Source organism: Accumulibacter sp., assembly GCF_031732815.1.
Classification (GTDB): Bacteria; Pseudomonadota; Gammaproteobacteria; order Burkholderiales; family Rhodocyclaceae; genus Accumulibacter.
Genome location: NZ_JAVMKF010000020.1, coordinates 1 through 9,472, shown reverse-complemented (window position 1 = coordinate 9,472; position 9,472 = coordinate 1). Strand labels below are relative to the sequence as shown.

Sequence of the window (9,472 nt, the reverse complement as noted above, 5' to 3'; positions counted from 1 at the left end):
GGCGGGCGGCGATCGGCAGCGCGCGCGCGGCGCAGGCGCAGGCGCAGGCGCAGGCGACGGTACAGCGGGTCAACTACGACAACACCGAGATCCGCGCGCCTTTCGACGGCGTCGTCCTGGTCAAGAACGCCAATGTCGGCGACATGATCACGCCCTTTTCGGCGGCTGCAGGGACCTCCGGCGCCGTCGTGACGATGGCCGACATGCGTACGCTCGAAGTCGAGGCGGACGTTTCGGAGAGCAACGTCGCGCGCGTGCGCGTCGACATGCCGGTCGAAATCATGCTCGACGCGATTCCCGAGGCGCGCTTCCGGGGCAGCGTCGCCCGCATCGTGCCGACCGTGGACCGCGCGAAAGCGACGGTGGTGACCAAGATCCGCTTCGAGAAGATCGACCCGCGCATCCTGCCGGAGATGAGTGCGAAGGTGAATTTCCTCTCGCAGCCGGCGAGTGACGCCGACCAGGCGCCGGTCGTCGCGGTCAACCCGAAAGCGATCACCGAACGCGCCGGCAGCATGCTGGTCTTCCGCCTGGTCGGCGAGACGGTCGAAGCCGTTCCGGTGACGCTCGGCCGCAAGCTGGGCGACGCGCAGGAAGTGACCGGCACTGCGCTGCGCCCGGGCGAACTGCTGGTTCTGGCGCCGAGCGAGCGGCTGGCAGCGGGCGCCCGCGTGGCGGTCTCCGGCAGCGCTGCGCCGACGAGGAAGCCTTGAGCCGCGCTGATCCTGCTCCGCTGATTCGCATCCGCCGGCTGGTCAAGAACTACCGGCGTGGCGGGCAGGAGATTCCGGTGCTGCTCGATCTCGACATGGACGTTGCAGCGGGCGAGTTCGTCGCCCTGATGGGTCCGAGCGGCTCGGGCAAGAGCACGCTGCTCAACCTGATTGCCGGAATCGACAAGCCGAGCAGCGGCAGCATAGAGATCGGCGGAGTCGATATCGCCGACCTCAGCGAGGCCGAACTGGCCGACTGGCGCGCCGCCAACGTCGGCTTCGTCTTCCAGTTCTACAACCTGCTGCCGGTACTCAGCGCACAGGACAACGTCGAATTGCCCTTGCTGCTCACCGGCCTGCCAAGCCGCCAGCGCGCCGAGCGTGCGCGCCTGGCGCTGACCCTGGTCGGCCTGGCCGATCGCGCCGCGCACTATCCGAACGAACTCTCGGGCGGGCAGCAGCAGCGCGTGGCGATCGCGCGCGCGCTGGTCAGCGACCCGCTGCTGATCGTCGCCGACGAACCCACTGGCGACCTCGATCGGCTGACCGGCGAGGAAATTCTCGGCTTGCTCGAACGACTCGTGCTCGACCTGGGCAAGACGATCGTCATGGTCACGCACGACCCGAAGGCGGCGGCGCACGCCGGCCGTCTGGTGCACCTGGAAAAAGGGGTGCTGGTCGACGCGCTCGGCGGGTGACGAGTGATGGCCGGAGCCGCCTGAACAGCGCGCCTGACGACCGATGTTCCTGCTCCGGCTCCTGCTGAAGAATGCCTTTCGCCACAAGCTGCGGACTGTCCTGACGCTGATCGGACTGGTCGTCGCGATCTGCGCCTTCGGCCTGTTGCGCACCATCATCGACGCCTGGTACGCCGGTGTCGAGGCGAGTTCGAGCACCCGCCTGGTGACGCGCAGCAGCATTTCGCTGACCTTCCAGTTGCCGCTCGGCTATGCGCAGCGCATCCGTGCAGTCGACGGGGTGCGCGCGATCAGTTGGGCCAACTGGTTCGGCGGGGTGTACATCACCGAGCGCAATTTCTTCCCGCAGTTCGCCATCGATCCGGCGAGCTACCTGGCGCTTTACCCGGAGTACGTGATCGCCGACGCCGAGAAACTGGCTTTCCTGCGCGACCGGCAGGCGGCGGTGGTCGGCCGCGGGCTGGCCAACAAGTTCGGCTGGCGGATCGGCGACACGATTCCCTTGCGCGGAACGATCTACCCCGGCACCTGGACCTTCAACCTGCGCGCCATCTACGACGGTGTGGACGCGAAGACCGACGAAAACCAGATGTTCGTGCATTGGTCGTTGATCAACGAATCGGTGCGCCAGAGCACGCGGCGGGCAGCCGACTCGGTCGGCGTGTACATCGTCGGAATCGACGAGCCGAACAATGCGGCGCTGATTTCGCAGCGCATCGACGCGCTGTTCGCCAATTCGCTGGCGGAAACGCTGACCGAGACGGAAAAGGCGTTCCAGTTGAGCTTCGTCTCGATGAGCGAGGCGATTCTGGTGGCGATTCAGGCGGTCAGCCTGATCATCATCGTGATCATCATGGCGGTGATGGCCAACACGATGACGATGACCGCGCGCGAACGCCTGGCGGAATACGCCACGCTGCGCGCGCTCGGATTTCCACCAGGCTTCGTCGTCCGCCTGCTCTACGGCGAGAGCCTGTTGATTGCCGCGATCGGCGGAGCGCTTGGCGTGGCGGCGACGCTGCCGCTGGCCGCCGCCTTTGCTCGCGCGGCCGGCACGCTGTTCCCGGTCTTTCAGGTGTCGGCCTTGACGATGGCCTTGCAGTGGCTGGCCGCCTTGATCGTCGGGAGCGTCGCCGCCGCCTGGCCGGCTTGGCGAATGAGCCGGATCGACATCGTCGATGGTCTGCGCCATGTCGCGTGAGGCGTCGTGAGCGCGCCTTGGCCTCCCGTGGGGACGCGGCTTGACGAGCGGCGAGCGCTGCCGCGGAGGGGCTGGCGGTGAAGCGTCTGCCGCTCGCCTACATCGTGCGCAACCTCTGGCTGCGCCGGGTGACGACCGGCTTGACTGCGCTTGGCATGGCGCTCGTCGTCTACGTTTTCGCGACGGTGCTGATGATGAGCGAAGGAATTCGCGCAACGCTGGTGGCCACCGGCCAGGCGGACAACGTGATCATCCTGCGCAAGGGTGCGGGCGCCGAAATCAACAGCGCGGTCGGCCGCGAACAGGTCGGCATCATCGAAACCTTGCCGGGAATCGCCAGCGATGCGCTCGGCCGTCCGCTGGTCAGCCGCGAGCCGGTGGTGCTGATCAATCTTCCCAAGCGCGGCAGCGGCAAGCCGAGCAACGTCACCGTGCGCGGTACGTCGGAAGCGGGCGGCGAACTGCGCCCGCAGGTGCGCCTCAGCGAAGGCCGCATGTTTCGCCGGGGAACCTCGGAAATCGTCGCCGGCAGCGCTGTCGTCGCCGGTTTTCAAGGCGTCGGCCTGGGGCAGACGCTGCGCTTCGCGGGCCGCGACTGGCTCGTCGTCGGTGTGCTCGACGCGGGCCGGAGCGGCTTCGACTCCGAGCTCTGGGGCGATTCCGAACAGATGTTGCAGGCTTTCCGGCGGACCTCGTTTTCGACTGTCGTCTTGCGCCTGGCCAACGAGAACGGCTTCGACCGCCTGCGCCAGGCGCTCGAAGACGATCCTCGGCTGGCGCTCGAAGCGAAGCCGGAACGCGTTTTCTACGCCGAGCAAAGCGAGGCGCTGGCGACCTTTATCCGTCTGCTCGGCAGCGCGCTGGCGGTCGTCTTCTCGATCGGTGCGGTGGTCGGCGCGATGATCACGATGTTTGCCGCGGTCGCCGCGCGCAGCGGCGAGATCGGCACCTTGCGCGCGCTCGGCTTTCGCCGCAGCGCCGTGCTGCTGGCTTTTCTCGGCGAATCACTGCTGCTCGCGGTGCTTGGCGGCGCGCTTGGGCTGCTCGCGGCAAGCGCCATGCAGGCTTTCGACATCTCGACGACCAACTTTCAGACTTTCGCCGAGCTGGCTTTCCGCTTCGTCCTGACGCCGACGATCGCCGTGCAAGCGATGGCTTTCGCGCTCGCCATGGGCGTCGTCGGCGGGGTCATCCCGGCGTGGCGCGCGGCACGCCTGGAAATCGCCGAGTGCCTGCGCGCGGTCTGAGCGCCGACGCCAGGCGCCGGCCGGCCGCGGCGTACGCGGCCGAACCGAAAGGCGCGGTGCTTAGAACGCGGTAACGAACTTGAAGAAGAACTTGTTGCCCTGGAAACGGTTTTCGGTACTCGTTTCATGGTTCCAGGTGGCGATGAAGCTCATTCCCCGGTGCTGGTAGCGGATCGCCGGACCATAGGCGAAGACCTGGCCGCGGTTGCCGTCGCCGACCTGCTGGCCGTTCTGGCGGTCGTCGCTGGTCTGCTTCAAATAGTATCCAGCCAGGCCGAAAGCCCAGGGTCCGACGTGTTGTCCGACGAGATAATCCATGTGGAATTCGTTGCCCGACTCGTAGTCGGTATCGTTGTTGCGGCGCTTGATGTTGTACATCAGCTTGGCGCTGGCCTCGAAGCCGCGCTGGTTCAGATAGGTGACTCCGACTACCGGTTCCAGGCTGTAGTAGTTGGCGCCGATGCGCTCACCGGCGCGCGTCCGGCTCCACTTGCCAGTCGGCAGGTAGATGTCGAGGCCCACCGTGAAATGCCAGTCGGGCGGCAAGTGCCAACCGATGACCAGCGGATCGATCGTGATGTCGCCCAGCCCGAAGCTGCTGTCGACGCCGCCCGGTGTGTGCAGCCGCTGGTAGACCAAGGGAAGGATCGCATGCATCGCCCAGTCGCCACCCAGGATCTTCTTCTGGCTGACGTAAACGTAGCGCAGCGCGTCGAAAGTCGCGTTGACCGAAACGCCGCGCACGCGGTCGCCCTGCGTATCGCGATAGTCGCCCGAGTAGTAGCCGAGATAGTTGATGAAGTAATGGCCGGGCGGCGGCAAGGCGCCGGCCATGAAGTTCTCGGCCCCGTTCGGGTATTGGTCTGGCCCTTCCTTGGCCAGGGTCAGCGGGCTGGCGAGCGCCGCCGCGAGCACCGGCAGCAACAGTTTGAGCGCATTGCGCATGACTTCATCTCCCTGATCGTTCGATTGTTGGCGTGTCCCCATGACGGCGCGCCGGGCCGCGGCGGACGAGACCGACCGGTCGGCGCGGCGGCGCAGCGCAATGGTACCATCGCTGCCTGCGCCAGACGGCTCAGGTGCTGTCGCTACGCTTGGCGAGCGGCAGCATGATCGCCTGCCCGGTCTGGCTGCAGCCGTCCGCGCAGCAGCGACCGGGCTGCCGGTTGCGCGTGATCGGACGCGCCGGATCGTGCACCACGCCGCGTTCGAGCAGCCGTTCGACCAGCTCGACCTTGTTGCCGAGCGGATAGTTGCGCCAGATTTCCTGCTTCAGCGCGGCCGGCGAGCCGCCTCCGTGCAGGCTGATCACCGAATACCAGCCGCCCTGATACGACGCGGTCAGGTCTTCGATGAAGCGTGCCACCTCGATTCGTCGGGCGTAGGGCACATCGGGGTTGGCGCGCAGCACCTCGGCCAGCGTCGCCGCCGTCGCCGGATTGTGATCCTCGTCGGGGCCGGGCAGGGCAACGATCAGGCCGCCCGAGACCTCGTGTGCCAGGCGGTGCATGTCGTAGATTTGCGTCGCGAGCAGCAGCTTGCCGATGTTGGCGAAGACCGGCTCGGGCATGAAACTGCCGCTGTGCTCGTCGGGCGCCGCGTAAACGCTGGCGGCGACGCCGCAGGCGAAGAAGCCCTCGGTGATCTTGATCAGTTCGACCATCGGTTCGCGCAGGCTCGCCTTGCTCGCCGGATCGAGTCCGTTCGCCTCGCACATCAGCGCGCCGGCGCCGATCAGCAGGTCGCCGAAACCGGCGCGTGCGCCGATGCAACTGTGTCGGTGGTGCGTCGCGTAGGCGTAGGTCAGCGCGGCCGAGTGCTGCCATTCGCCGGCCAGGAAGACGCGCTCCCAGGGAACGAACACCTGGTCGAAGACGACGACCGCGGTCGACTGGCCGTAACGCCGGGAAAACGGCGCCGCGCCATGCTCCAGGCGCTCGCCCGGGCGGCCGGCTGGCCGCGCGATCAGCGTGACGCCGGGGGCATCGACCGGCAGTGCGCAGCAGACGGCAAAGTCGGCGTCCTCGGCCTGCATGTTGCGGCTCGGCATGACCAGCAGCTCGTGCATGTAGGGGGCGCCGGTGACGATCGCCTTGGTTCCCGAAATGACGATTCCGTCTCGTCGGCGTTCGACGATGTGCACGTAGCTGTCGGCATTCGTCTGCGCGTGCGGGCGGCGTGCGCGCTCGCCCTTGGCGTCGGTCATCGCGATGCCGAGCGCCAGATCGTTGCGCTGGACGTGCGCGAGGTAGGCGGCGCAGCGCGCGCGCTGCTCGTTGCTGCCGTGCGCAGCGTCGAGTCGCGCGCTCAACTGGTGCAGCGCGTTCAGCGCATCGTGCGCCAGATAGCGCTGGGCGCAGCCGGTTTCCTGACAGAGCAGGCGCACCGCTTCCAGCTTGTTGAGCAGATCGCCGGCCGCTTCGTTGATGTGCAGCATGCGATTGACCGTCCACCCGCTGGCCGACTGGAGCGCGGTCATCAGAGGGGCTTTCGCCGGATCGAGCGCGAAATCGTAGCTCACCGCGAGTGCGTTGATTCCTGGCTGCAGCGACGCTTCGTCGGCAACCGATTCGATCAGGCGGCCGTCGACATAGACGCGCGGCCGGTACTCGCGCAGCGACGCACGGTACTCGGCGCCGCTCATCCGTCTGTTCACCGCGGCGGGGTTGGCGTTGTCCTCGCGCATGGGTCCTCCGAGAGTTGATCGAGCGCGACGATCAAGCGGCATCGTCGCCGGCCAGGGCGGGTCGCCGCCAGCCCTGCAACTCGCCGAGCTTGCTGTCGGCCGCAGCGAAAGTCAAGCCGCCGCTGCCCGGTTTTGCTCTTCTTCCCGGCTCAGCCTTCGCGCGCCGCGCGCCGCCGCTCGTGGTCGGTCAGCAGGCGCTTGCGGATGCGGATCGTCTTCGGCGTGATTTCGACCAGTTCATCGTCGTTGATGAACTCGACCGCCGATTCCAGCGTCAGCGCGACCGGCGGCGTCAGGCGCACCGCCTCGTCGGTTCCCGAGGCGCGGAAGTTGGTCAGTTGCTTGCCCTTGATCGGATTGACCACCAGATCGTTTTCGCGGCTGTGGATGCCGATGACCATTCCCTCGTACAGCCGGTCGCCGGGAACGACGAACATCCGCCCGCGATCCTGCAGCTTCCACAGCGCGTAAGCGACGGCATCGCCGTTCTCGCCCGAGATCAGCACGCCGTTGCGCCGGCCGGGGATGTCGCCCTTGACCGGCGCGTACTCATCGAAGACGTGGCTCATCAGGCCGGTGCCGCGCGTCGTGTTCATGAACTCACCCTGAAAGCCGATCAGGCCGCGCGCCGGAATCCGGTATTCCAGGCGGACCCGTCCGCGGCCGTCCGACGACATGTCCTGCAGGTCACCGCGGCGTTGGCCGAGCGCTTCCATGATCGCGCCCTGGTGCGACTCGTCGACGTCGAGCGTGAGCATTTCGTAGGGCTCGCACAAGGCGCCATCGACTTCCTTGAGGATCACGCGCGGGCGACCGACGGCCAGTTCGTAGCCTTCGCGCCGCATCGTTTCGAGCAGGATCGTCAGGTGCAATTCACCGCGTCCGGAGACCAGAAAGCTGTCGGTGTCGGCCGTCTCCTCGACGCGCAGCGCCATGTTGGTGAGCAGTTCCTTGCGCAGTCGTTCGCCGATCTGCCGGCTGGTGACGAACCTGCCTTCGCTGCCCGCGCACGGCGAGTTGTTGACCATGAACGTCATGTTCAGCGTCGGTTCGTCGATCTTCAACATCGGCAGCGCTTCCGGCTGCTCGCTGTCGGTAATCGTGCAGCCGATCGACAGATCGTCGATTCCGGTGACCAGAACGATGTCGCCGGCCAGCGCCTCGTCCATCGGCGTCCGTTCGAGGCCACGAAAACCGAACACCTGGCCGACCTTGGCGGTCTTCGGCGCACCATGCTCGTAGCGCCCGGCGGCGTCCGCCGGGCCATACATGACGATCACCGGCTGCGCCGGTTTCAGGCGACCGCGCTGGATGCGGCCAATGCCGATCCGCCCGACGTAGCTCGAGTAGTCGAGGGCCGAGATCTGCAACTGCAGCGGCCCGTCGATGTCGCCGGCGTGCGGCGGCGATACGTGCTGCAGGATAGTCTCGAACATCGGCCGCATGTCGCGCGCCGGATCGGCGAGATCGAGCGTCGCGTAGCCGTTCAGCGCCGAGGCGTAGACCACCGGAAAGTCGAGCTGCTCGTTGCTCGCCCCCAGCTTGTCGAAGAGGTCGAAGGTGTGGTCGACCACCCAGTTCGGGCGCGCCCCGTCGCGGTCGATCTTGTTGACCACGACGATCGGCCGCAAGCCGAGCGCCAGCGCTTTCTTGGTGACGAAGCGCGTTTGCGGCATCGGGCCCTCGACCGCATCGACCAGCAGCAGAACGCCATCGACCATCGACAGAACGCGCTCGACTTCCCCGCCGAAATCGGCGTGCCCCGGCGTGTCGACGATGTTGATATGCACGCCGCCGTAGTCGACCGCGAGGTTCTTCGCCAGGATGGTGATTCCACGTTCCTTTTCCAGGTCGTTCGAGTCCATGATCCGCTCGGCGATATGCTGATGCGCGGAAAAGGTTCCCGCCTGGACGAGCAGCTTGTCGACCAGCGTCGTCTTGCCGTGGTCGACGTGGGCGATGATCGCGATGTTGCGGACGGCGCGGGACATGGTCATAGGGCCTTCGGGAAAGGGGCGGCGATTCTAGCACAAGCCGGCCCTTTGTTGCGCTGCAATAGGGGCAAGTGTGCAGCAGGCGATCGCTTCGCTCGGCCAGCCGCCGCGCTCACGCCTCGACTGGCGAGCCGGCCGCTCCGCTTGTTGCCAGAAAGCCGACAGTGGCGCAAACTGAGCGACTTGTCTGTTTGATGACAGTCTTTTTGAGGGTGCTCCAATGAGCGAAGCAATTATCGGATTTCTGCGCAGCAACGGTGAGCAGCTTGACGTCGATATGGCTGAGGCGCTCGGCATTCCGCTCGCCGAGTTGCGCGACAGCATTGCGCAGCTTGCCGCGGCGGGCGACCTGATCTGTTGCAAGGTGACCCGTTTCATCGATGGACGCAAGATCGAGGGCACCAGTTGCCGCCTGTCGTGCGATCCGCCTACTCCGTCGCGCGGGCGCAAGCCGGGCGTCAAGAAGGACGACGACGCCGAGGCGATCATCTATTGAGGTTTGCGTTGCCGCATGACTGGCCGGCGATTGATCGGTGCTGCGCGGCAAGGCGACATCGGCCGCGCTGCCCGGCCTAGCGCAGGAGGTGCAGGTTGAAGTGCCCCTTGATGAACTCCTGGAACTTCTCGACGCCCTTCAGCGCGATCTGCAGGCGGCCGAGTTCCATCATGCTGAGGTGCTCCAGCAGAACGTAATTGTCCGGCTTGCGTCCTTCGCGCACCGCTTCGACCTGTCCGCGCAGCCGCATCAGGACGAGAAAATCGAAGCTCTCGGCGATGTTCTCGGCCATTTTCCGGTTGATCACCTTGTTCTTGACCAGCGCTTCCAGCCGCGTGTGCGTGCTGCCTTTCAACTGGCCGGCCTGGATCGCCAACGCCTTGACCCCCTCGGAAAGCGCGAAGATTCCCGCTTTCTTGATCTCCAGCATGCCTGAG

The 9,472-nt window shown here is 66.3% G+C and carries 9 protein-coding genes; 5 read left to right on the top strand and 4 right to left on the bottom strand.

Going from position 1 to position 9,472, the window contains the following annotated elements:
* The 4 genes from RKP46_RS01750 to RKP46_RS01735 all read left to right on the top strand — a co-directional run.
* Window positions 1-713, top strand: a 713-nt coding sequence (locus RKP46_RS01750; RefSeq protein WP_311105038.1) for an efflux RND transporter periplasmic adaptor subunit, incomplete at its 5' end; no start/stop codon positions are given.
* Window positions 710-1,411: an ABC transporter ATP-binding protein gene (locus tag RKP46_RS01745; RefSeq protein ID WP_300327305.1), complete on the top strand. Its 702-nt coding sequence runs from the start codon at window positions 710-712 to the stop codon at window positions 1,409-1,411. The genes RKP46_RS01750 and RKP46_RS01745, both read left to right, overlap by 4 nt.
* Before the next feature lie 43 nt (window positions 1,412-1,454).
* Window positions 1,455-2,612 carry an ABC transporter permease gene (locus RKP46_RS01740; RefSeq protein ID WP_300327306.1) on the top strand — a complete coding sequence of 386 codons (1,158 nt, stop codon included), beginning with the start codon at window positions 1,455-1,457 and terminating at the stop codon, window positions 2,610-2,612.
* Window positions 2,613-2,689: 77 nt separating this feature from the next.
* Complete coding sequence (locus RKP46_RS01735; RefSeq protein WP_311105037.1) at window positions 2,690-3,859, top strand: ABC transporter permease; 1,170 nt, start codon at window positions 2,690-2,692, stop codon at window positions 3,857-3,859.
* 60 nt (window positions 3,860-3,919) lie between these two features.
* Here RKP46_RS01735 and RKP46_RS01730 read toward each other — a convergent pair whose 3' ends face one another.
* The 3 genes from RKP46_RS01730 to typA all read right to left on the bottom strand — a co-directional run bounded on the left by RKP46_RS01730 (window position 3,920) and on the right by typA (window position 8,536).
* Window positions 3,920-4,804, bottom strand: a complete 885-nt coding sequence (locus tag RKP46_RS01730) for a transporter (RefSeq protein ID WP_311105036.1) — start codon at window positions 4,802-4,804, stop codon at window positions 3,920-3,922.
* Window positions 4,805-4,934: 130 nt separating this feature from the next.
* A complete protein-coding gene (locus tag RKP46_RS01725) occupies window positions 4,935-6,545 on the bottom strand; it encodes a 4-hydroxyphenylacetate 3-hydroxylase N-terminal domain-containing protein (RefSeq protein ID WP_311105035.1) in 1,611 nt (536 codons plus the stop codon).
* Window positions 6,546-6,694: 149 nt separating this feature from the next.
* On the bottom strand, window positions 6,695-8,536 hold the full coding sequence (gene typA, locus RKP46_RS01720) for a translational GTPase TypA (RefSeq protein ID WP_300327546.1): 1,842 nt from the start codon (window positions 8,534-8,536) through the stop codon (window positions 6,695-6,697).
* A gap of 223 nt (window positions 8,537-8,759) precedes the next feature.
* On the opposite strand from typA, the gene RKP46_RS01715 reads away from it, so the two are divergent.
* On the top strand, window positions 8,760-9,035 hold the full coding sequence (locus RKP46_RS01715) for an ArsR family transcriptional regulator (protein WP_311105034.1): 276 nt from the start codon (window positions 8,760-8,762) through the stop codon (window positions 9,033-9,035).
* A gap of 76 nt (window positions 9,036-9,111) precedes the next feature.
* Here the strand turns inward: RKP46_RS01715 and RKP46_RS01710 are convergent.
* On the bottom strand, window positions 9,112-9,472 hold a 361-nt coding region (locus RKP46_RS01710; protein ID WP_311105033.1), incomplete at its 5' end, for a putative nucleotidyltransferase substrate binding domain-containing protein.

Bases quoted from the DNA above. Each gene is read 5' to 3' on its own strand.
- RKP46_RS01730 (WP_311105036.1), bottom strand. From the start codon at position 4,804: ATGCGCAATGCGCTCAAACTGTTGCTGCCGGTGCTCGCGGCGGCGCTC.
- RKP46_RS01715 (WP_311105034.1), top strand. From the start codon at position 8,760: ATGAGCGAAGCAATTATCGGATTTCTGCGCAGCAACGGTGAGCAGCTT.
- RKP46_RS01740 (WP_300327306.1), top strand. From the start codon at position 1,455: ATGTTCCTGCTCCGGCTCCTGCTGAAGAATGCCTTTCGCCACAAGCTG.
- RKP46_RS01725 (WP_311105035.1), bottom strand. From the start codon at position 6,545: ATGCGCGAGGACAACGCCAACCCCGCCGCGGTGAACAGACGGATGAGC.
- typA (WP_300327546.1), bottom strand. From the start codon at position 8,536: ATGTCCCGCGCCGTCCGCAACATCGCGATCATCGCCCACGTCGACCAC.